Source organism: Lysinibacillus sp. NPDC096382, from assembly GCF_044762845.1.
Lineage (GTDB): Bacteria > Bacillota > Bacilli > Bacillales_A > Planococcaceae > Lysinibacillus.
Window position 1 is genome coordinate 284,178 of the sequence record NZ_JBIWFC010000003.1, and the last position, 21,482, is coordinate 305,659.

The following is a 21,482-nucleotide window of genomic DNA, read 5'->3' on the forward strand; positions in this document are numbered from 1 at the left end:
CCATCATTTCTATTTCACCGACAGGAAGTAGCTTTGTCCGCTACAGTGAACGAAAGGGAGACTCCTAACAAAAAAAAAGCCGATCCTAAAACGTCCTACTGGGGCACATCAAAAGGCAAGGACATCAAGCTAGACCCACAATCGGTGACGTTTACCGCACAAGAAGGCGCCGTTTTTCTAAAGTTGGATCAGGGAAGCGGAGTAGAAATACATAGTAAGCATCCGCTTACGTTAAAAGCCAATGATATCACCTTTGCAGAGAAAAGCATTTCGATGAGCGCAACAGAATCCATGCAAATAACCTGCGGTACTAGTAGTCTTGTCTTAGATGGCAACACCGATATGCAAGGACAGGTCGTGAAAATGGAAGGCTTCATCAAAGCGCCTGTGTCCGTATCCAATAAATCGGAAGACGGAGCTGACCTTGGCTCTGCATTAGACGTCATGGGCATGATCCCTGTTGGTGGGGGTGGTGCTTAATGGCGAAGAAGGGCAAGGGGAAAGGTGGTAAAGGCAAGAGTAAAGGTATATTTGGAGCAATCAGCAATTTCCTTGGAAGTATCCCTGTTGTTAAGAAAGTTGTAAAAGTAAGTAAAAAATTGTGGAAGGGAATCAAGAAATTAGGGGGAAAACTAGGGAAATTTATAAAAAAGTTTAGGAAAAAATTGGGTAAGCTTTATACAAAGGCACGAAAAAAAGTAAGAAAGCTCAAAAAGTGGGCTATCCGATTGGTGAAACGTACTTGGAAGACGGGAGTGCTTTGGTTAAAAAACACTGTTCAGAAGGGAAAACGATGGGTACAACAGAAGTCAAAACAAGTGTACCAGAAAGCAAATCAGGTATACCAGAAAGTAAATCAGGTATACCAGAAGACAGAACAGTTAGTAAAAGAACAAGTAAAAAAAACAGTTGAAGAATTGAAACAAGAAATGAAAGGAGAGTATGAGTATTTAAAGAGAGATTTTGAGTATTCAAAGAAAGATCTTGAGTTTTTAAAGAAAGATTTTATGTTAGCGAAGGACGATATTGTAATATGGCTAAAGAATAATGGAAGATCTTTCAATGAGAGATGGGAAGCATCAAAAGAAAATTTCAAAAAATCTACTGAAAATTACAAAGAATCCATTGGAAATTTCAAAGAATCCTTTGAAAATTTCAAAGAGGGTACAGGGCAATCAAAATTTCCAACCAAACAAATTGATCCTAAAGTAGATCAACATATTATTGATAAAGTAGCGGAAGCTAGAGGCCAATTAGGTAGAAGATATAAGGAAAAAGGTAACTTTGCTTATGCAGAAGTGAATATTTCAGGAGTTAGTAAGAAAGATTTTTATGCCCATAGTAGAATTCAAGATCGCGAAAAAAATATACCTGGTGCTGAAGAGTTTTCATTTAAACCAGATAATCCAACATTTAAAGCAATTGTTGCTCCTGATAAATCAGGAGAATCTTTTTTAAGAGACGTAGATACAGAGTATAAAATTTTAAATGATTTAGCAGAGAGAATAGGAACTAATTATGAAGCAAAGGGTAAAGTAAAATTATTTACTAAAAAAATTTGTATGTGATAGTTGTGATCAGGTAATCCAACAATTTAATACAAAGTATCCGAATATTGAAGTCGAGGTAATTCATAATAGTGATAATTCTATTTCACCAAAATAATCAAGGAGGTTTTTAAATGGTTTTTAGTTATGATGAATATGAAGAGGATATTTACGAAGATTATAATGAATTAATTGAGGAAGAAAAAATTAGTAGGAGAGAAGCGTTAGCAAGGAATTTTTATGACTATGATATGTTGGCTAAAAAAAGTGAAACAGATAAAGCAATAATTTTTGTGATATTTTCAGAAATAGCAGTCTCCCATGTTAAAATTCTACATTCTTTCAAGGGTTATTTGGAAAAAAATCTAACTGAATTGAATTTTAAAATAATTCAACAAGAGAATAAATTAACACCACAACAATATAGTGATTTAGCATCGCGAAAGGAACATGTTTTACAGAAATTAAAAAACATGTCTCTAGATTATTTTCCTAGAGCTTGTTGGTATTACGACGAATTAATAGAAGAGGTCCAAAGATATATTAACAATTTTAAGTTAGAAAATGAAAATACTGATTCAATAGTTACTACTGTGTTGCAACGGTTTGATCGAGATTGTGAAAATACAAAAAGTGAAAAATTCATTGTCTATACAATACTTGCTGAAAATTTGTACAAACAAGGATTAACTGGAGTGGATGGTATTGAAGATGTTAAACATATGTTGCAATCGTTCAGTATCGAAGATGTATCTGATGAGCAATTGACTGAAGATGAACAAAAAAAGTTAGCTGATCGAATTAAAAGTGTTTTATCTAATTTAAAATGAAATTATTGTTGTTTAATCGCTAAAAGGCAATAAGTTAAAAACTATAAGATATTAAATTTCTTAATATCTTGAGCCCATAAACCATATATAACAGTGGTTTAATGGGCTTTTCTTATTTTTTTATTTATTAGAATCATGATTCCTGTGAAGGACATAGCGGCTTTTACAGTCCACCAGAGGAAGGTTAAAGGAGTGTTTGTTATGAGTGAGGAAGTTTTTATTATAGAAGAATTTTCAGAAAAAGTTGAGTTGATGCGTCTATATTACATAATAATAGGTGATGGGAAGTTTATGGAAGCGATTGATAATTTCAAAAACAAACAAGGTTTTGGGATTGATCCAGTATGTTGTATTTTTGCAAATGAATATCAGCCAGGAGAAAAAGAGTATTTTGGTGAAACTGGTGTTAACTTCAGTATACAACCTCCTATGGCAGAAGTTGAGGAAAATGCTATTGTAGATGAAAATGTATTTTTCCAATATTTAAAAGAGGCCGTGGAAGACTATTTAACAAGACGACCTCAAGATCAAACAAGAGTTGAAGCTTCCTTAAAAGAACTAAAAGAAATTTTAAATTTATCATAATATGAGATAGAGGAGAAATAGATATTTTAAGACAATTTACTAGATTTTGGATTAAACAAAAGTACTTGTATTCTGTCGGACACTCTCGTCTGTATATTTTCCTAACCACTATAAGTTGAAATTCTAAAGTCGTACTCTTTTAACCATAACAAAAAACCTTGAAAGGTAGTTAGCCAATCAAGGTGGTAGTTAAATATTCAAAAAATGATTTTATTCCTACTCCAAATCTAACATTTAACCCAATTAACCCAAATAATACTTCTCACATATATGCACGGAAGAATATGACACACTTTGATACAACATGATATTTGAAGCGACCAACGTAAACGGAATGGTTACTGTAAGATTCATGATAAACCGGATAGCAAAGAATAAAGGAATTTATTTAGCGCATGAATTAAGCCGGAAAGAAAGAGAACAAAAAAAGCAAGAAAGGAAATCGGGCGATACACCCTTTATTTTACAACTTAGCCGTACAGCAAGTACAAGTGGCAAAAGGAAATATGCTGCCAAGGAACCCAGTATACCATGCATACTATCAACGGAAACTAAAAGAAGGCAAAACAAAAAGACAAGCATTGGTTTGTATCATGAGACGGCTTGTAAACATTATATTTGGTATGTTGAAGCACAAAACAGCCTATGAATTACCGATAATAAAAGAGGAAGAAGGAATTTATTGAGGTTTAAGATAGATTGTTTTTTTATTAGCGGATTTTAAGATTACAAATAGGGTACGAATTATTCTGGTAAGTTACCGAGTCAAGGTATGGTTGATGCAGGTATAAATGGAGTACCAAAGTAGATGCAGGAAAGCAAGGTAAGCATGTGCCAGGGCATGGTAATAACGTTTCAACCAAGTCATAATGGCCTAAAGGTCAAAATGGTGTACAGTTAACTCAAGAAGCATGGATGAATGGTACTCCGGTACGAGCAGATGGAAGTGTAAAAACTTATGAGATTTTGGCAAGCCTGCTGGATCAAATGGAGAAACTAGGGTCAAGGTTCATATTGGTAAAAAAGGCAATATTCATGGCTTCCAGTACAATAATGGAGGTATAATATGAAAGAAGTTTTACTAAATACAATTGACAGATTGTATGGAAAAGGTGATTTTCAATATATACTTGCTAAGTATATTGATAAGGAATATTGGGTTAGAAAGTTCAATGATGAGGTAGAACAGATATTCATTGATAATCTTACCGACTTCAGTTATTCAACGTGCTTTTCTTATTTTATTCAATCATCACTAAGTCCGAACTTTAGAATAGGTAGTGACGAGTTTAACGATTATCTTAAGGAAAAGCATGAGGTAACAGGGGTTATGGTTTTAATTTCATTAATTGCTCCGTATTCAGTAGTTAAATATGTTAGGTACAACTACAATGATGGGGCTGTACAAATACATGAAGCATATTCTCCACTTAATACAGAAACAGAGCGAATTAATATAAGGATTTTAGAAATATTAAATAATAATGGAATTCAAACGCTAGACGAAACTATTCTTAATGTTGTAGTGCCGAATATTTCATTAGAGTTAAAAGAGGAAGACGTTACAATATTTAATTGTCTTTTTGAGGATAGTTAATTGGCAGTAGTAAAAGAAGGTGGTACGTTTCCTAATAGAACAGCTTTTGAATCATAGTAACAAAAAAAAATTTCCTTGATTGGCTAAATGCTTTTCAAGGTTTTTTATTACATTAAATTAGCTTATTTTGGGTGAGACAATAAGAAAATGATTTGTTTGAGAATCGAGAGCTTTTGAAGGCTGGACCATCAAGGAGTACTATGCAGTGGTCTAGGAAGAAAAGTGTGAGAATTAAGCGAGATGAGATTTTGCATGCAATGGCTTAATGGAGTTATTAGACCAATACAATGCCTTGAAATTAACGCACTAACGAAAAATTAAAAAAGCAAAGGAAGGTGGTTATTTTACAACTTAGATGTACAGCAAGTACAAGTGACAAAAGAAGGTAGGCTACCAAGGAATCCCAGTATTCCATGCGTACTATCAACGATTGTAACGGAAGAAATATAACACAAGTACAAGTGTCGCCTGGTGGAGGAAGACATGGGGCTAACCCTTATGTAAAAATCAATACAAGTGACGAAGGGATAATTAAAGTTGCAGATGGGAAAAAAGATACTTATAAAACTGATGGAAAAGAGACTGCTAATATTATTTTTACAGAGAGGTGATATATTTGATTGACTTACAGGCCCCTATCATTCCTTGGGTAGGAATGGGAAATGTAAAGTTATATAGTCATATTAGTGAATTTTATTCAATAATAGAGCAACAATGTGAGAAACCAGTATCCATAGGAAATTTTTTAATAAGATACGAAATAAATAATTCGATTGATTTATGGTTTAATGTATTAAATGGTAAGTTATTTAAAATTACTGCATTGAAGAACTATACTGGAAAGTTATTTGATGTAATTTATATTGGTATGCCTATTGACAGGGTTTTGGAAATAGAACCAAGTTTTGAATATGATGATTTCGAAGAAATATATTGTAGTCCTAAAGGGATTTATATCGAGACTGACCCTATTGAAAATACTGTAATATGGATTTCAGTATACATTAAAGAAATTGATAACGAGGACTTTGATATAGGAAACTGGTAATAGAATTTTGACCTTGACTGGTTATATGAACTGCGCCCAAATTGTTAGACACATCTAACAATTTGAGGTGCGTTTTTATATGGTCAAAAAATAACTGCCAAAGATAAATTACAAGCTGTTAGCGTTACTTAAATGGAAAGGAAAGTTCCTATGATATAGCTAAATCTATGGAGACTGATAAAAAAGCAATCCTTAAATGGGTTAATGAATCAACCAGATTTAGATGCCGATTTAAAAGAGGAAATTAAAGCGATTCATGAAGAACATGAAGGGCGTTATGGCAACCATTTTACAGTATCCATAAGAAAGACCCCAATAATTTTTTGATAAACAGCTTAATGGAGTTATTAGACCAATACCAACAGCCTGAAATTGAGCTTAAACTAACGAAGGGAAGAAAAAAAGCAAAGGAAGGTGGGTATTTTACACTTAGTCATAAAGTAAGCTTACAAGTGGTAAAAGGAAGTAAATTGCCAAGGAATCTATATTCCATGAATACTATCAACGGAAACTAAAAGAAAGCAAAAAAGGGCAAGTATTAGTTTGTATAATGAGACAGCTTGTAAAAATCATATACGGCATGATGAAGCACAAAACAGCCTATGAATTGCCGATAATAAAGAGAAAGAAGTAGTTTAATAAGATTTAAGATAGATTGTTTTTTATTAGCGGATTTTAAGATTACAACATAGGGTACGGTTGTAGCTACTAAAATACCTGGAGTAGTGCAAAATCGAATAAACATTGCTAATGGATCTACTAGATTTAGCACATCTAAAAACGGAGGATGGGGGTATGTTGTTGATCGTCACTTTACTCTTGGAAAAAACGCAAGTCAATTTACCATTTGTCAAGATGAAATGAAAAATATTTTAGGTAGAAAGGAACTATTCAATCTCCAGCTACTGTTTTAGAAACTTCAGGGCAGTATTTCCCATATAGTTAATAAGGAACAATTGTAGGTACTGTAAAACCATGTATCCAAGGTGTTGGAGACACTGAAACTATATGGATACAAGTAATAACTGATAAAAGCAGAAGTTTACATATCCAGTCCCTGCAAATAATATTTTCATTTTTAATATATAAATTTTTAACGAAGGTTGTGGAATATGAATAAAAGAAGAATGAATATATTATGGTCTGAAGCTTTGGAACTGTTTTCAGAAAAACAGAATTTGGATTTGGATACCTTTTTACTAAGATTAATTGAAATAATAAGAAATAATCGAGAAGCAATTGAGCATTTTCTGAATAATTCCCAAAATAACAATAGAATTAATACAGAGGATGAAAAATTATATTTCCAATGTGTTATGACGATTGAACCTGAAATGTATATTATTGGAGCGACTGGTGATGATTTTGATTTGATTATTAGTAATTATATTAACCTACTACCTAAATCAGATATTGAGATTTGGCGCAGGTTATCAAATCTAATAAAAGATATTATAACATTCGTCTCTTCAACAGTATGTCCTCAATGTAAAAGTGATCATCTTAGAATTTTATCTGATATTGAAGGCATTAATTTGTATAGATATTGTGAAACATGTTCATACACTGAAGGTGATGAAAAAGTTTTTAATAGTCATGAACTTCTAGTACCTGCAAATGTAGCAATGTTAAAAAAAGTTAATTAAAGCCCAAATATAATATCGATTTTTAGAGCTATGTAGATGAATGGATTGTAATTGGCTTTGAAATGTAACTAGATAAGGGTACGGGAAAATATATTGGAGGACATAGAGAGATTTGGATGATTTGGAAGGAGATCCATCACATGGAGGAAGAAATGAAGGTCATGGAATAAATGAAAGAGAGATTGGATTAGAATTGGAAAGTCGTGGTGATTTAGGGAGAATTATCAGAGGCCAAAAAGCTGATAAAGGTGCAGAGTTTATTGATACTGTTACAGAAAAAAATGGGATGTAAAGAGCTTTGAATCGTATCCTAATGGTCATACTTCACCCAAAAAAGGTGCTTTTACAGTTGATAACGCTATGAAAAAAAGAAAGAAGGAGTTTGAACGCGGGCACAATGTTATAGTTGATGATAGAAATTTGACCCAGAATATAACAAGCAATTGAAAGAGGGATATCAGACAAGATTAGTTGTTATCCTTAGAGGGGAGGCATCATCATTAATAATCGCAAAAAAGAGGACTTAATTCAACTTTTAGAATCACATAAAATTTGGCTTGATTCTCTAGGATTAGAAGGCAAGAAGTTAGTTCTTGATGAAGTAAAGTTGACAGAAGTAGATTTGATAAAATATCCATTAAATCAGGCTTATATTACGGATTGTATCTTTAATAATATGAACTTGATAAATATAGAAATGTGTTCTTCAACTATTTGTTCTTCAAGTTTTGTGTCTGCGAATCTAGAAAATGCTGATTTCTATAAAACAGATGTTTCTTATGCAAACTTTACAAACGCAAACCTTCAAAATACAAGATTTGCTAAGAGTGATTGTATTGAAACTATATTTAATAGTGCAAACTTAAGTGATGCAAAATTAGTAGCAGCCCTTTTTGAAAATGCAGACTTTCGTAATGTAAACCTTCAAAATGCAGACGTAAGCGAATCGACGTTTGAAAAAGTATTGCTAAAAGGAGCTAAACTAACAGGGGTTCGAGGGTTGGAAGAGGCTTTTATTAAAAGTATTAATATTGGGACGCCAGAACGACCAAATATTCTAATAGATGGAGAGGCTAGAAAGTGGTTAGAAGTGATGAGCAATTGAAGAAAAGCAAAATAACTTTTTGGATATAAGTAATTATAACCTTGATTGGCTAACCATGCTAATGGAATTCTGTATAAAGTGGAGAAAAAGGAACCACATCTTTCTGTCCCGGGTGAATACGATGTGTGCTACAAGATAGGAAAACAAGAACGTGGCGTATATACAAGTGAATTTAAAGCATCAACTCATAAAAAGACAGTTAACGATGAAAATGTGTTTACTGAAGAACAAATGTATAAATATTGTCAAGAGGCAATGGATAACTGTACTGAATATTTAACTAGAGGTGGGCAGGTAATACAAGGCATATAAAACGGAATAAAATCCATATAATGGAAAAATTCAACAACATGAGAAATAGAAAGTGTATATCCAGTATAGGATTGAAAAATTATGGTAATTAGGAGGGGTTTCATGTTAATAGACAAACAGCCAGTCATCCATGATTTTTTTCTTTTTTAAAGAGTGATTTACTTAATGTACTAGAGTGTTTATCCAAGAGAGAGCCGTGGCAAGATCATATGATGGGATATGAACTTCCAGAGCATTCTGAGGAGATTGAATTTAAAGAAGGCATAATGATATTTATTTACACAGCAAAATATAACGAAATCATTATGAACAGTACTGATTTCTATGGTTGTTTGAAAGAAACATGTAAGGAATTTGTTGGTGAAAATCAGGAACAGAAAATCCAGGTGTATGTATTAATGGACAAGATAAGGGCTATATTAAATTTGTGAAAATTTCACACTCAGTTGAGTAAACCTATCAATCAACCAAAATACACGAAAAATAGGTAGGTCTAGTTGAAACAGAATCTGAAGAGCATCAAATTGTATGAATTTCAGTTATCAAAGAAATAGATGATCCAGATTTTGAAAGAGGAAAATGGTAGAAAAATCTTTAATACCTTGATTGGCTATATGCCTTTTAAGGTTTTTTCTTAACTCAAAGAAGCTTATGAAGCTTATGGTTAAAAAGTAATCTGATATTTGATTCGCAAGCTCATGAAGGTTGGACCATCAAGGAGTACTATGTATACAGTGGTATAGGAAGAAAAGTGTAAGAATTAGGCGAGATGATATTTTACATGCAGTACAGCAAGTACAAGTGGTAAAAGGGAGTAAGCTGCTAAGGAACCCAGTATTCCATGCATACTATCAACGGAAACTAAAAGAAGGCAAAATAAAATGAACAAGTATTAGTTTGTATAATGAGACGGCTTGTAAACATTATATACGGCATGCTGAAGCACAAAACAGTCTATTAATTGCGGATAATAAAAAAGGAAGAAGTAGTTTAAATAAGATGTAAGAGAGAATGTACTTTAATAGCGGATTTTAAGATTACAACATAGGTACGTGTAAAGTTATTTCAGAGGTTTCTGAATTAGGTAGTAATAAAATACATCATATATTACAGTATAAACATGCTTGGGATAAAGTAGTTACGGATAAAAACAATTGGGATGAAGTATCTAAGGTTATTTCAAATGCTATGGAGAATGGAACAGAAGGTCCTTATAAAAAATCGGCTCTAAAGAGATCCATATCAGTGAATGGTCAAATAGTAGAAGTCACTTTTGTAAAGCTACCAACAAATCGAAAAATTAAAATATCAGATGCGTGGGTGAAAACAAAATGAAAACAAGATTAGAAAAATTAATTATTTCGTTAAATTTTACAGAAGCTAAAGCTTTAGTAGATAGTTTGAATAAAGTTGAATTAGAAAATTATATGTTGGAATTATGCTATGAATCAGAGAACATCATATATTATTCTTTTGTTTTTGATATGTTAAAAAGAAGGAAACTTCATTCCTTCACTATATTGCTTCAATTATATTATCTCAACCATTAAGTCATTTAGAGGGAGCATTATCAGGCAGCATTTTATCATGCGAAAAAAGCAGTTGAATTGGATGAAGAAGATATAGAACTTAAAGAATATTTATTATTTTTTAATGACATTCCCGATAAATTACTAAGTAATCAAGAAGCTAAAACAATAGCTGAAGAAATAATAAACTTAAATCCTAAAAGTAAGGTAGCAAAGCAATACATTTAATATGAACAATTTTGAAGATTGCAATTGAAATATTTAACCACTAGTGATAATAGTAAGTTTAAAATTACATAAGTTTGGATTGAAATGATAGGTGGTCAAGGTAAAAAGCTAGGTCTCATTGAAATAAGATTTTTGAGTTTGATTTAACAGGATGCGCTTTAAATCAAGCATATTTGACTGCTTGTAAATTTGACTGTATAAATCTTAGTAGTAGTGATATGTCCTAATCATTGTTATGCTCATCAAATTTTATGTAAATGCTTATTTTATAAAGCAGATTTATTTTACGCAAATTTCAAATGCAAATGCCCGAAATGTTAGTTTTGCTAAAACAGATTGTTCTAAAGTAACTTTTTAAACGCCGATCTAGAGAATTCAAAGCTAATAAATAAAGAGGTTTTAATTAAATTATAACTGAACTGGTTTTAGCAACCTAGCTTAATAAAAGGTTTGGTATAATCGTTTCAAAATGGGGGATTAACAATGTTTGAAGAAAAAGTTAGAGCTGTTTTAGGTGCACGAGCATTACTAGATGATAATGACCCAAGAATTGAGCAAAAATGGCAAGAGCTAATTGCTTTACTAAGTGAAAATGAAAACTTGACTTTGAATTTTTTTCAAGTTTGTACAAAAACCGAACTTTCTTTTTTAAGTGAGGTTTTTGAAGAAGTGGCATATAATTTGCAAAGTAAAAAGTATATTGAACTACTATATCGCCTAAATCTGAGATACCCAGACTTAAATTTAAAGAGAAGTATTGAGATTGCAGAGAAGTACATAGGTTAAATTCGAGGCATCATAGTTTTTGAATCCAATAAGTTAATCGGGAAATACTTAATCTAAACTAGTTTTGCATTAAAAGAGATTAATCCTTATTCCGATGCAAACCTTGAATAGCAATATGCTTGGCAAGGAATGAAGAACCTAATTTTTCAGTTAGTAAGTCTGTTAATAACGGAATACGAGGAGGGCTACTTATGAGTAAAATTCATGATAGTAAGATTTTAAATTATCAAATAGATTTTGAGAATTCAAAAATTGAAATGAAAGTGGAAAACGTACAAGAAAAACCATTAACAATTTTATTTGAAGATTTTTTTGCTTTTCATTTTGAAAACCAACTACCTGATAGCATTCTTTTCGATATAGCTAAAGGAGAGGTCGATTCATTTGCTTTAGAAAACAAAGAATTGTTAGATAAGGAGAAGGATTATCTTTGGCCAATGGATTATGAAAAGGTCGAGGATTTAATTAAATATATCAAAGGAAATAATTATCATTACTATAAAATTTACGCTTCATATGGATTAAATGGATGGATTCTTTCCAAAAGTGTGCTCTTTGAAGAATAAAATAGATGAGGAAGTAAATATTCATGATGGTTGCAATGTCCATGAAAAGCGACTCTAAAAAATTTTTGGTTGGGTGGCCACAGTAACTTCTAGCCCTATCAACTATAAGCCTAGTAAAACCAATACAAGTAATTATAGAATATTTCTGTATGTACATTAAAGTTTGATTTCATACCCTTCTTCTTTAGAAGGATGAATTTTATACAATTAAGTTGGATTATTTGGTATCCATAAGGGATTTAATGTGATGATTGATATCAGAGAAATTATCGCTAAATTAAAGGTGCATCGTCTTTGGATTGAAACTATTGGGGAACAAGGAGAAAAACTGGATATAGATGAGATTGATTTGCGGAATGTGGATTTGTCCCAATATCCACTTGATCAAGCGTATATAACAGATTGTATCTTTGATGGCATGGATTTAATTAATAAGGATATCTCGTCATCTTTACTATGTTCATCAACTTTTATATCTGCAAATTTAGAAGGAGTAGATTTTTGTAAATCTAATGTCTCGTATGTAGACTTCACAAATGCCAATATGAAAGCTGCTAGACTTGCTGATAGTGAATGTATTGAAACTGTATTTGCTAAAGCAGATCTATCAGACGCTAATTTAGTAGCTGGTCTTTTTGATGAGGCGGATTTTCGTAATGCAGTTTTATTAAGCTGCAAACCCCTTGTTTAGCTCGTCAAAAGATAAGGAGATTACGTTAATTGGTTGCATTTTTCGTAAAGAATGAGCTTATTTTATTCCAAATTTATCTGGAGAAAGTGAAGTAGAAGTACATATATTTTATTGATAGTCGTGGTAATTTAGTAACAGATACACAGGGTAAAATGTTAATAAAAGGAGTGGAAACGTGAAACTAATTGGTAGTAAGACGGAACACGATCTAAGAAAGATACTTGTAAAATCTAATGAATCACTTTTCAAGAGTGAAGAGAATAAAAGATTACTTGAAGTGATAAGAAGTTTATATCCAGAAATTTATTGAATTTAAATCTATTACCCAGTATTTACAAGGTCTAAGTAAGCAGAATCAAATTAAGTTAGGAGTGGCCCTTGATTTAGCAAGTAAATATTTGGATAATATGAATAGTTAATAATAAGTACCTTGATTGGCTAAATGCCTTTCAAGGTTTTTTTTTAATTAATATTTAATCAGCTGATATTTGAGTGAGACAATAAGAAAAAGATTTGTTTGAGAATTGAGAGCTCATAAAGGCTGGGCCATCAAAGAGTACTATGTAAACATTGGCTAGAAAGAAAAGTGTGAGAATTAGGCGAGATGACATTTTACATGCGGGAGGTAGTTTTGTATGGAATAGTGACTAAATAAACGATAAAGATAAAGCTCGTGGTGATAAACACCGGTTAATGTGAGAGAGAATTGTTTGCTTTATATAGTCAAATATTTTTAAGGTTGTATTTTTACTAGAGACGGTCGTATAATACTCGCTATTCGTTAAAAGCGTTACGAAAATTACTATTTATGTAACTGTAGATTGAGAAATCGATCGTTGTTGGGTATATATGTGTCCCGACTCAAGGGCAAGCATGAGACGATTATAGCTTGAGATATCAAGAAGATGAAATTAAGGCATACTTAAGGAACAAGGCTTGAACTTGGGACATATCTAGAGATGAATGAGACGACTTGTAAACATATTTAACCGAATTGGATTTAAAATGAGCACAGTGGGACTTTGTTTGTGACCTGTTCCAAAACTAGATTTAGGTTATTATGATCATGCTCAAGAAGTTTCTGTTTTTGATGGATATCGTGGGATTTGAACAGAAGTTGGGAAGGGATGCTCAAAAATCCTAATTTAGATAATGAACTTCGACAACTTTACTCGTTACGATAAAAAAATTGAAGATATTTTTGCCTTCAATCTCGGAGTCTATCTACCTAAGTAATGATTGGAGTAATGTATATGATTAATAGAAAAATGAAATTAAAAGAGTTTTTGACTAATGAAGAATATGAAGGTGTAATACAAAATGCAATTCAATATTCTGATATATCACTTCCTGTATGGTACTTAGAAATTACTGGGAAGTGTCTATGTGAGTTATCAAACTTTGATTTGATCCGTTGTATTAGACAAGATGTTTTTAAAGATTTAGCAACGTTTGAAATTATTGAAAGGATTGATAAACAGAACACATCTTTCTATGCTGACATTGATTCAATGGAAATGATGGAAAAATTATCATCCGTTAGTCCAGAAATGCTCTTAGCACATAAGAGTAAACTAGATAGAATGATTGAAAATGTTGAAAAGAACAACTTAATAGATTTTGCAGATATTTGGATGTTCGATGAACAGAAGGAAACGTTTCAAGGTTATATTAATATAATAAAAAATAAAATAAAAATTTAATGATATTTTGTGAGAGGGCTCCCCAGTACCGGACGGTAATGTAACAAAATATACACTTACGGACCTGATGGTAAAATTGTCAAAGAGGTACGTGTTACTGGAAAAGAACACGGAGATATTCCTAGACGAAACGTTAAAGAGCCAAAATACAATACTAATCCGGGAGAAGTCTCAAAATGGTTATGAAGTTCGACCAGCTGACCCATCTGAAATAACTAAAAATATTTTATAAAAAGATTAGGATGTGATTTACTTGTTCAATGATGAAATAAATAGCGAATTTATGGAGTTTAAAGATGTTAATCAAGGGAAATTTACATGGTGGAGCTATGTAAATATGAAATCAGATATAAAAACAGCACTTGGGTTTGCGAAATTTTTTTATCCGGATGTTATTGAAGTCGAAGGATGTTTTTTATTAAAAGATAAGTTTTCGGAAAAATATTTCGAAATGTGGAAGAAGGAATGTCAAAAAAATAAAGTTAATATAGAAAAAATGATGAACTTATATCAAATTAGAGATTTTTTTCATATTAATGTTGATGAGGATGAGAACTTAGAGGAGCAAATACAGACTTTAGGAGAGGTTCTTAAAATATTTTGGTCACTTAAGCTTTAAGAACAGATTCCCAGATCGGGAGATAGTAGTAAGTGTGTTCAAGGAGGAGAACGAAGAATTATTCATTACTGTATATGAAAGATGAGTAAAATAAAAAAGTATTGATTTGGGAATTGAATCCGAATGTAAATTGTATCGCCATGAAGTATAGCGTCGTCCAATATTAAGACTCAGATGACGTTTTAGTTAGGATTACTTAAATTGAAATAAACAAATGATTATAACCTTATATAAAGCGAGGTGATTAATTTGAAAGCGAAGCATATTCAAAGTGAAATAGAAGCTATACATTATTGGGATGCAAGAGTCTTGCAAATGGACACTAACTTTTTTGGTGACGAGATTACTATTATGTTTGAGGACACAGATTATAATGTAAAATTACTATTCACAGGTTGTTCAAAATTTCTATTTATTACAAGTGTTGAGGATAGATTAAAACCTTTAAAAGAATTAACTAAACTACAGATTCCTTATTTTATTCAGAATATTGAAATCAGTGAGGTGGAATTTGAGGATGAAGAAAACTTATTGAAGTGTAATATTTTAATGCCACCATTAAATGTGGAAGTTGTATGTACTAGTATATTTATTGACAAAGTATAATTAAAAACTTTAATTGCGATAAGGTACCGTGATAGTAAGAATGCCTTATTCTACAGCCGGTCAACGGTATTGAATCGGCGAATGTTCTTAGAAATTTTTTTATTAGAAGGGGCGAAAATTATGGGAAAAGAATATTGGCAAAAATGGCAACCTTTAAATGAGTTTCCCAATATAGATATTTCTGTAGATATTCTTAAGCAAAACAAAATAAAGTACGATTGGCTTACGCTATATGTAGGACTAGAACTTGGTCAAATAAAATATACTGACATAACGAATTATGCAGTTGAATTTCTGACTAACCATCCAGAAACAAGTAATCAAGATGTTATTCAGCTAGCTTGGGGTGAGGGTGATTTTGATTATAAAAGTTTACTAGTAAATATATTAAATGAGTCAAATTTCAATGATTTGAACCTAGGTGCTGATGTTTGGCAATTTGAAAAACGAAAATGGAGATTTGGGATATTGGCTTATTTAAAAATGAATCATCTAGATGATTTCGAGGAGTTATTAAACAAGGTTACTGAAGTTTATGCTGATTTTAATTATCCGGAAGATATGGATAGTTTTATTAATTATCTCCCTCCGAAAGACGGGTATAATCCTTCGCAATACTCAAAAGATGAGAATTTAGTTAGATTAAAAAACTTATTTAATGACTTTCTAAACAAGGAACGACAATATTTGCAAAATGATATGACCTTGACTAGAGGTGGATTGAAAAATAATTTTGACAGTAATAAAAAGGAAATTTAGCTAGCAGAAGTAGAATACGGTGGGTTTAAATTATAGAAATTTCAATTGAATTCTTACGTCGAATAATTGTATTTTTTTACAGTTGGTTATTCTAGTAGATTAAAATGGGGGTGTAATATGGAAATAATTGAAATTGAAAATCTACCTGATAGAATACCAACGGAAACACTAATATCAATGTTTCAAAATGCATTAGATCAATTTAAAAATAATAAAATTGAAAAAGATAAGTTTTTATTAATACTTAGTCAACTAACAGACAGGAAAGTTATGACATATGAGCTATTAAGGTGTGATGTAAAAAATGATATCGATAGAATACTCACTAAATTGTGGAATACAGATTCCTATGATGAAGTAGATATCATTCTTTCTATTGTAGTAAATCTAGGTCTAGAAATATGCTTTAATAAAATCAAAGAATCATTGCAGCGGTATATGGATATAGATAAAGCGATTCTAGATGAGATAAAGGAAACAATAGATGAAGTGGGCGAGAATATCTATAATCCGTATTATAGTTTAGGGAAATTTGAATAGTTTTACATATTATGGGGGAAATTGAGATAAATAAAGATTAGGAAGTTTTCCGAGTTAGAAGTTATACCAGATAAAAATTTTGCATCTAAGTTCTATTTTGATAGAGCTGCTCAAAGATTGGCAGTTTGCCTAGTTAAAGAAGATGGTGTGTTCCCGGATAGAACAGCTTTTGAATCATAGCAATTAAAATTTGATATTAAGGACGTATAAGATTAGTTTAAATTTTCTTGCATACGAGAAAAAGCTCGTTACGATAAACAAGGATATAAAAATTTTATGGAATAATCAGATTTGAATTAATAACTCATAAAGACAAGCTATCAATAGTTGCTATTTTTAAGGGCGAGAATAGGCGAGATGACATTTTACTTACAAGTGCTACTTATGAATGTAATATGCAACAGATTATATAAGCATAAGGATCTATATATTACACCTGCCAAGCGTTAAAAAAAGATGTCATATGAAAATAATAACTTATTAAAACTTGCAAATATTAATAAGCTTAAAAAATATATGAACCTAAAGCACTTGATTGCCTATAACAGGCGACAGGTGCTTTTTCGCATTTTCATATAAGATGGTGACATTTTAATTAGTGTACTAAGTTCTTATACCCCAATGATTAAAGTTCCGCTTTATCCTTTTCTCACACAGTATATCTAACTACTAAATTTCAAATTTTCCCGATCTTCAGGATTATTTTTTTGTTTATTCCAAATAATAGAACTTATGGATGTTGACTTTTTATCTACGGTTTATTAGCATATTTAATGATGAAAATAACCAATTAATGGTTATATCCCCATATATGTATTTATTACTGGAATATTACTGAAAAAAATTAAATTAATAACAAAATGACCTGGGTAATCGGTGTTATTTAATAGGAAAGCGAAAAAATATAAGGTCATGAGATGGAACGAGTACAGAATCGATATGAAGGAGCGAAAATAATGAAATTTATGGATGAAGAAGTTATTGAGATGACGAAACATGCAAGGCAGAAAAAGCGAATGGAGAACATCGAAAACCAATTATTACATACTGATATCGTGCAAGCGATTAAAGATGGTCAGCTCATGATTGAAGATGAAACGATTGCGTTCAAAGAAATAAGTTTTTATGAGGGGCAAATTCGGATGTGTATGCCTGCAACATTTGACGTGATGGAGACTGAATTAATGGATATCAAATATCCATCCAGTCGTAGACCCGATTATATTTATACAAGCGAAAGTACGTCCATCAATGTCACGCTGAAAATTATGGAACAACAGGTAAAAGAAGGGGAATTAGAAGACTTCACAGAGACTATGAGGAATATCCTTCAAAAAACGCAGCCAACTACAAAAATGTTGGATATCGGCATGGACGAAGTTAACGGTTTACAAATTGGGTACTTTGATTTCATTTCGCCAGCACTAGATAACAAGATTTATAATTTAATGTTTTTGTTTATAGTGGGCGAGAATGTGACGATGGGCTCGGTTAATTGTTTGAAAAAAGAGATGGATATTTGGAAACCAATTGCTTACGGCATGATGGAATCTATCGTTGTTGAAAACAAATTATTAGATGGGGAAGGTGTTGTTGAATGAGTAAGGAAACAGCCTTGACGTATAAAGATATCATCGTGATGCCCTATAATATTCGCGTCAATCAAATCGAAATTACGCAACAAATGAATGAGCATGCTACATTGCATTTAACAGGCGTGATTCCAGATGAATTCGAAGATTCCTATGTATATATGACCGATGCAGAAACGGCTATTGAAGTCGTGCAAATCGGTAGTGGTGGACAAACTATTCCTATTTTTAATGGGTTGGCTTTAGATGTACAAGTGAAATCAGTTTTGGGTACCTATTATTTGGAGGTTAAAGCTGTTTCGCATACGTATGTGTTAGATGTGAAGAAGATAAACCAAACCTATCAAAATGCGAGTATGCCCTATAGTGAATTAATAAATGCATGTATTGCCGATCAAAAAGGTGCAGATTTCATGGATTATGCCTCAAAGGGCGCTACTATTGGACGCTTTACGATGCAATATATAGAGACAGATTGGGAGTTTCTTAAACGAATGGCATCGCGATTCCATACAGGACTAGTACCAGATACGGTTCATCCGGCTGCGAAGTTTTACTTCGGGGTGCCGTTTCAAGCTGGGGGCACGCAGAAGATGGAGGCTATCAATTATCGAGTTAAAAAGGCGATCGGCAATTTCCTTGTGTCCAGTAAAAATCATATCGACGGTATTACCGATAGTGACTATATGTACTATGAAGTAGAATCGTTCCAACCATTCAAAATAGGCAATGAAGTGACATTCCAATCAAAAAAATTGTATGTCTATAAAATCTACTCAACTTTAAAAGATGGCTTGTTCAAGCACATCTACACGTTAACACCTCAGAACGGCTTCAGTGTCCACACTACTTATAATCAAGCTATTATTGGCGCCTCTATTCAAGGCAAAGTAATCGATGTTGCGGGGGATAAAATTCGTATTCATGTCGATTTCGACGAGGGTCAAGATAAAGATACAGCGTATTGGTTTCCATATTCAACAATCTATGCATCAGAAGATAATACAGGCTGGTACTTCATGCCGGAGCTTTCTGATAATGTGAGAATCTATTTCCCAGGCAATCGTGAGGATGAAGGGATTGCGATTAGTTCCGTATCAAAAGCACCACCACAATCTAGTTCGATGTTAGCAGCAACGAATCCGCCTAGTCCAGGAGGCGGTGGAAGTGCTAGTGGCGGAGGTGGCGGCGGGTCAAGACCTGCACCACCCGAGGATAGTCGCCAAGACCCAGCGCGGATGGCCGATCCAGATGTCAAAACACTCAGAACGAAGCACGGCAAACAAATTCTACTTGCACCGGATCGGATTGTCATATCTGGTGGAGGATTAATGATTTCGCTTATGGATGATAATGGAATCTCCATCATAAGTGATAAAAATATTACTTTACAAGCTACAGATAAAGTCGCCATCAATGCGAAGCAAATTATGATTAATGCGAGCGAGAAAATAGAGATGATTTGTAAAGATAGTTCCATCAAGATGGAAGACAAAATGGAGATCAAAGGAACAGAAGTACGAGCAAATTAGTGAGGATGTGGATGCATGAAACGAGAAGAAGCATTACAGCATTTTATGGATGAATGCGTGTCAGTTCATATCAGCCGATTACAAGAGAAGGTTGATCGCCAGTTTCGCCAAGAGAAGGAAATCTTATTAAAACCAATCATTAACTCACTTGATCAGCTGTTTGCAAATATTAGAGAGCAGCAAGAGCAGGGAAGGTTGGCGCCAGTTGCCTTTATTCATCTATCATTGCTGCGAACATCATTACTAGATAATAAGTGTACGTATTTGCTAGAAGCCTACGGAGAAAAATGGTACTACGACTGGGGAGAATGCACGGCACAGTATGAAGCAGAATGGCTTAGTGAGGCGATTATTGATTTACACAAAACGCTTGAAAAAGAAAGAAAGCCATATCTCGCTATCCAAGCAGCTGACGTTCGAGGAATCATTCAACAGACTGTGATTCTGTTTCATCAGTATATCATTCAATTGGTACGCTATCTCTTCCGCTATCAACAAGACAGTATACCTGGAATAGATTTCCAACGAGCTGTGTGCTTGCGATTTCGTGTTGGGGAATATAAAGGATTTAGTGAAGATGTTGGGGTCATCGATGACCGGGAACGGGTGGAAGAAAATCTTCTCTCGTGGTTAGAGAAAAACGAGACGGATAAATCGTATACGTTTGAAAACTTCTCGAGCCTACCATTACAGCAAAAACATTTCGACCAAATGGACTTTTCTTATGCGAATTTCAATGGCAGTGACTTAGAAGGGGCTTCATTGAAACAAAGTGTTTGCATCGGTACTAGTTTTGTAGATTGTAGCTTAGCGAATGTTGATTTTTCATATGCAGCCATTCAAGATGCTGATTTTCGTAATGCCAATTTAGCAGGCGCTAATTTTACGCATGCACAAGGAAAAACACTGATGCTTCCCGATGACGAAGTTGCGTGTTATTTAGGCACTGATTTCAGTCATGCGAATTTGGAAAATGCAAAATTTGAGTTTGCGCAGATTGCAGGCGCCAATTTTACAGGTGCCAATTTAAAAGGAGCTACTTTCTTTAAACGTGATCAAGAGAAGTGTCTATTTAGCCCAGATCAGATAAAAGACATTCATTGGATTCATTAACTTTGCAATCGACATAAATGATAGTTACAGGAGGAAAAGATGGAGTATTTTATTTTACGGCAAGATCAAAGCATTACAAATCCAATCATTCCTTTCAAGACAGACCTAGATGATAACTTTGTCTGTTCATCTGTATTCGGGGAAGTAATAGAAAAAGAGAATGCGATATATCTGGATTATTTAGAGAAGCCTCGAAGAATCGTGTCGGATGATTTGAAAGGATTGCTTGTGAAATACGAGGATAACTTAGAATTTACAGCCATTGTCTTTACGGATGTGAAGAAAGGAACACAGCGCGTACATTGGCTTATGGACATTGTAAAAAAGAACTGTATTTCCGATGAGACGATTTATTATCCAGACGGACAAATAAAGGAGCTCGTGATTGACCCGAAGAAAGTGGAACTAGATTGTATTTTTCAAGTCGACGGCAAAAAGGAATCGTTCACCATCGTCAATTTAGACGTGGCAGAAAGTATGCTACGACGACCATATCTCGGAATTCAGTTGCAGCGAGTAAAACTACAAAGTCGATAGATCATTCTAAG

Annotated in this window: 27 protein-coding genes and 4 pseudogenes; all 31 read left to right on the top strand. The window is 33.0% G+C overall.

All coding sequences use genetic code 11. From position 1 onward, the window contains the following. Positions 1-33 precede the first annotated feature (33 nt). Complete coding sequence (locus ACIQZA_RS07680) at positions 34-480, top strand: hypothetical protein (protein WP_402880802.1); 447 nt, start codon at positions 34-36, stop codon at positions 478-480. Beyond that, entirely contained in the window at positions 480-1,568 is a 1,089-nt protein-coding gene (locus tag ACIQZA_RS07685) for a deaminase domain-containing protein (RefSeq protein WP_402880800.1), read from the top strand. The genes ACIQZA_RS07680 and ACIQZA_RS07685 overlap by 1 nt, the downstream gene beginning before the upstream one ends. Before the next feature lie 16 nt (positions 1,569-1,584). After that, entirely contained in the window at positions 1,585-1,665 is an 81-nt protein-coding gene (locus tag ACIQZA_RS07690) for a hypothetical protein (RefSeq protein WP_402881191.1), read from the top strand. A gap of 16 nt (positions 1,666-1,681) precedes the next feature. Beyond that, positions 1,682-2,377 carry an Imm3 family immunity protein gene (locus ACIQZA_RS07695; RefSeq protein WP_402880798.1) on the top strand — a complete coding sequence of 232 codons (696 nt, stop codon included), beginning with the start codon at positions 1,682-1,684 and terminating at the stop codon, positions 2,375-2,377. Positions 2,378-2,578: 201 nt separating this feature from the next. Further along, the gene (gene cdiI, locus ACIQZA_RS07700) at positions 2,579-2,962 is read left to right on the top strand and encodes a ribonuclease toxin immunity protein CdiI (protein WP_402880797.1); all 384 of its coding nucleotides are present in this window, start codon (positions 2,579-2,581) and stop codon (positions 2,960-2,962) included. Positions 2,963-3,369: 407 nt separating this feature from the next. Then, positions 3,370-3,648: pseudogene (locus ACIQZA_RS07705) on the top strand (IS110 family RNA-guided transposase); the annotation flags it as partial. A gap of 380 nt (positions 3,649-4,028) precedes the next feature. Then, a complete protein-coding gene (locus ACIQZA_RS07710) occupies positions 4,029-4,559 on the top strand; it encodes a hypothetical protein (protein WP_402880795.1) in 531 nt (176 codons plus the stop codon). Between the two features lie 413 nt (positions 4,560-4,972). After that, positions 4,973-5,170 (top strand): hypothetical protein, encoded by a 198-nt coding sequence (locus ACIQZA_RS07715; protein WP_402880793.1) that lies wholly within the window; start codon positions 4,973-4,975, stop codon positions 5,168-5,170. Next, positions 5,167-5,607, top strand: coding sequence for a hypothetical protein (locus ACIQZA_RS07720; protein WP_403009869.1), 441 nt, complete (start codon positions 5,167-5,169; stop codon positions 5,605-5,607). Before ACIQZA_RS07715 ends, ACIQZA_RS07720 begins: the two co-directional genes overlap by 4 nt. 281 nt (positions 5,608-5,888) lie before the next feature. Continuing rightward, positions 5,889-6,029 (top strand): annotated as a pseudogene (locus ACIQZA_RS07725) (recombinase family protein); the annotation flags it as partial. Between the two features lie 65 nt (positions 6,030-6,094). After that, a pseudogene (locus ACIQZA_RS07730) lies at positions 6,095-6,241 on the top strand (IS110 family RNA-guided transposase); the annotation flags it as partial. A 478-nt stretch (positions 6,242-6,719) separates the two neighbouring features. Next, positions 6,720-7,253 carry a hypothetical protein gene (locus ACIQZA_RS07735; protein WP_402880790.1) on the top strand — a complete coding sequence of 178 codons (534 nt, stop codon included), beginning with the start codon at positions 6,720-6,722 and terminating at the stop codon, positions 7,251-7,253. Between the two features lie 112 nt (positions 7,254-7,365). Continuing rightward, positions 7,366-7,545: a hypothetical protein gene (locus tag ACIQZA_RS07740; RefSeq protein WP_402880788.1), complete on the top strand. Its 180-nt coding sequence runs from the start codon at positions 7,366-7,368 to the stop codon at positions 7,543-7,545. A 315-nt stretch (positions 7,546-7,860) separates the two neighbouring features. After that, entirely contained in the window at positions 7,861-8,358 is a 498-nt protein-coding gene (locus ACIQZA_RS07745) for a pentapeptide repeat-containing protein (protein WP_402880787.1), read from the top strand. Between the two features lie 78 nt (positions 8,359-8,436). Beyond that, complete coding sequence (locus tag ACIQZA_RS07750; protein ID WP_402880785.1) at positions 8,437-8,670, top strand: hypothetical protein; 234 nt, start codon at positions 8,437-8,439, stop codon at positions 8,668-8,670. A 209-nt stretch (positions 8,671-8,879) separates the two neighbouring features. Beyond that, positions 8,880-9,101, top strand: coding sequence for a hypothetical protein (locus ACIQZA_RS07755; protein WP_402880783.1), 222 nt, complete (start codon positions 8,880-8,882; stop codon positions 9,099-9,101). 352 nt (positions 9,102-9,453) lie between these two features. Next, positions 9,454-9,631, top strand: a pseudogene (locus ACIQZA_RS07760) (IS110 family RNA-guided transposase); the annotation flags it as partial. Between the two features lie 134 nt (positions 9,632-9,765). After that, positions 9,766-10,005 carry a polymorphic toxin type 35 domain-containing protein gene (locus tag ACIQZA_RS07765; RefSeq protein WP_403009878.1) on the top strand — a complete coding sequence of 80 codons (240 nt, stop codon included), beginning with the start codon at positions 9,766-9,768 and terminating at the stop codon, positions 10,003-10,005. A gap of 272 nt (positions 10,006-10,277) precedes the next feature. After that, positions 10,278-10,427, top strand: coding sequence for a hypothetical protein (locus tag ACIQZA_RS07770; protein ID WP_402880780.1), 150 nt, complete (start codon positions 10,278-10,280; stop codon positions 10,425-10,427). Positions 10,428-10,910: 483 nt separating this feature from the next. Further along, the gene (locus ACIQZA_RS07775) at positions 10,911-11,213 is read left to right on the top strand and encodes a hypothetical protein (RefSeq protein ID WP_402880778.1); all 303 of its coding nucleotides are present in this window, start codon (positions 10,911-10,913) and stop codon (positions 11,211-11,213) included. A gap of 191 nt (positions 11,214-11,404) precedes the next feature. After that, positions 11,405-11,779 carry a hypothetical protein gene (locus ACIQZA_RS07780; protein WP_402880776.1) on the top strand — a complete coding sequence of 125 codons (375 nt, stop codon included), beginning with the start codon at positions 11,405-11,407 and terminating at the stop codon, positions 11,777-11,779. Positions 11,780-12,026: 247 nt separating this feature from the next. Then, positions 12,027-12,470, top strand: coding sequence for a pentapeptide repeat-containing protein (locus ACIQZA_RS07785; RefSeq protein ID WP_402880774.1), 444 nt, complete (start codon positions 12,027-12,029; stop codon positions 12,468-12,470). Between the two features lie 1,253 nt (positions 12,471-13,723). After that, the gene (locus ACIQZA_RS07790) at positions 13,724-14,173 is read left to right on the top strand and encodes a hypothetical protein (RefSeq protein WP_402880772.1); all 450 of its coding nucleotides are present in this window, start codon (positions 13,724-13,726) and stop codon (positions 14,171-14,173) included. Between the two features lie 253 nt (positions 14,174-14,426). Next, complete coding sequence (locus ACIQZA_RS07795; RefSeq protein WP_402880770.1) at positions 14,427-14,792, top strand: hypothetical protein; 366 nt, start codon at positions 14,427-14,429, stop codon at positions 14,790-14,792. Positions 14,793-15,032: 240 nt separating this feature from the next. Beyond that, positions 15,033-15,398 (top strand): hypothetical protein, encoded by a 366-nt coding sequence (locus ACIQZA_RS07800; protein ID WP_403009871.1) that lies wholly within the window; start codon positions 15,033-15,035, stop codon positions 15,396-15,398. 120 nt (positions 15,399-15,518) lie between these two features. Then, entirely contained in the window at positions 15,519-16,157 is a 639-nt protein-coding gene (locus ACIQZA_RS07805) for a DUF2247 family protein (protein ID WP_402880766.1), read from the top strand. A 117-nt stretch (positions 16,158-16,274) separates the two neighbouring features. Further along, complete coding sequence (locus ACIQZA_RS07810; RefSeq protein WP_402880764.1) at positions 16,275-16,697, top strand: hypothetical protein; 423 nt, start codon at positions 16,275-16,277, stop codon at positions 16,695-16,697. A 956-nt stretch (positions 16,698-17,653) separates the two neighbouring features. Continuing rightward, positions 17,654-18,298, top strand: a complete 645-nt coding sequence (locus ACIQZA_RS07815; protein ID WP_402880762.1) for a hypothetical protein — start codon at positions 17,654-17,656, stop codon at positions 18,296-18,298. After that, the gene (locus ACIQZA_RS07820) at positions 18,295-19,821 is read left to right on the top strand and encodes a phage baseplate assembly protein V (protein WP_402880760.1); all 1,527 of its coding nucleotides are present in this window, start codon (positions 18,295-18,297) and stop codon (positions 19,819-19,821) included. Before ACIQZA_RS07815 ends, ACIQZA_RS07820 begins: the two co-directional genes overlap by 4 nt. Before the next feature lie 15 nt (positions 19,822-19,836). Next, entirely contained in the window at positions 19,837-20,934 is a 1,098-nt protein-coding gene (locus tag ACIQZA_RS07825; protein ID WP_402880758.1) for a pentapeptide repeat-containing protein, read from the top strand. A gap of 39 nt (positions 20,935-20,973) precedes the next feature. Further along, entirely contained in the window at positions 20,974-21,471 is a 498-nt protein-coding gene (locus ACIQZA_RS07830; protein WP_400936216.1) for a hypothetical protein, read from the top strand. Positions 21,472-21,482 lie beyond the last annotated feature (11 nt).

What these genes read in the sequence shown, in the direction of transcription:
- ACIQZA_RS07735 (WP_402880790.1), top strand. Translation starts at nt 6,720, where the DNA reads ATGAATAAAAGAAGAATGAATATATTATGGTCTGAAGCTTTGGAACTG.
- ACIQZA_RS07815 (WP_402880762.1), top strand. Translation starts at nt 17,654, where the DNA reads ATGAAATTTATGGATGAAGAAGTTATTGAGATGACGAAACATGCAAGG.
- ACIQZA_RS07805 (WP_402880766.1), top strand. Translation starts at nt 15,519, where the DNA reads ATGGGAAAAGAATATTGGCAAAAATGGCAACCTTTAAATGAGTTTCCC.
- ACIQZA_RS07715 (WP_402880793.1), top strand. Translation starts at nt 4,973, where the DNA reads ATGCGTACTATCAACGATTGTAACGGAAGAAATATAACACAAGTACAA.
- ACIQZA_RS07755 (WP_402880783.1), top strand. Translation starts at nt 8,880, where the DNA reads ATGATGGGATATGAACTTCCAGAGCATTCTGAGGAGATTGAATTTAAA.
- ACIQZA_RS07790 (WP_402880772.1), top strand. Translation starts at nt 13,724, where the DNA reads ATGATTAATAGAAAAATGAAATTAAAAGAGTTTTTGACTAATGAAGAA.
- ACIQZA_RS07830 (WP_400936216.1), top strand. Translation starts at nt 20,974, where the DNA reads ATGGAGTATTTTATTTTACGGCAAGATCAAAGCATTACAAATCCAATC.
- ACIQZA_RS07825 (WP_402880758.1), top strand. Translation starts at nt 19,837, where the DNA reads ATGAAACGAGAAGAAGCATTACAGCATTTTATGGATGAATGCGTGTCA.
- ACIQZA_RS07785 (WP_402880774.1), top strand. Translation starts at nt 12,027, where the DNA reads ATGATTGATATCAGAGAAATTATCGCTAAATTAAAGGTGCATCGTCTT.
- ACIQZA_RS07710 (WP_402880795.1), top strand. Translation starts at nt 4,029, where the DNA reads ATGAAAGAAGTTTTACTAAATACAATTGACAGATTGTATGGAAAAGGT.
- ACIQZA_RS07810 (WP_402880764.1), top strand. Translation starts at nt 16,275, where the DNA reads ATGGAAATAATTGAAATTGAAAATCTACCTGATAGAATACCAACGGAA.
- ACIQZA_RS07775 (WP_402880778.1), top strand. Translation starts at nt 10,911, where the DNA reads ATGTTTGAAGAAAAAGTTAGAGCTGTTTTAGGTGCACGAGCATTACTA.
- ACIQZA_RS07820 (WP_402880760.1), top strand. Translation starts at nt 18,295, where the DNA reads ATGAGTAAGGAAACAGCCTTGACGTATAAAGATATCATCGTGATGCCC.
- cdiI (WP_402880797.1), top strand. Translation starts at nt 2,579, where the DNA reads ATGAGTGAGGAAGTTTTTATTATAGAAGAATTTTCAGAAAAAGTTGAG.
- ACIQZA_RS07695 (WP_402880798.1), top strand. Translation starts at nt 1,682, where the DNA reads ATGGTTTTTAGTTATGATGAATATGAAGAGGATATTTACGAAGATTAT.
- ACIQZA_RS07685 (WP_402880800.1), top strand. Translation starts at nt 480, where the DNA reads ATGGCGAAGAAGGGCAAGGGGAAAGGTGGTAAAGGCAAGAGTAAAGGT.
- ACIQZA_RS07780 (WP_402880776.1), top strand. Translation starts at nt 11,405, where the DNA reads ATGAGTAAAATTCATGATAGTAAGATTTTAAATTATCAAATAGATTTT.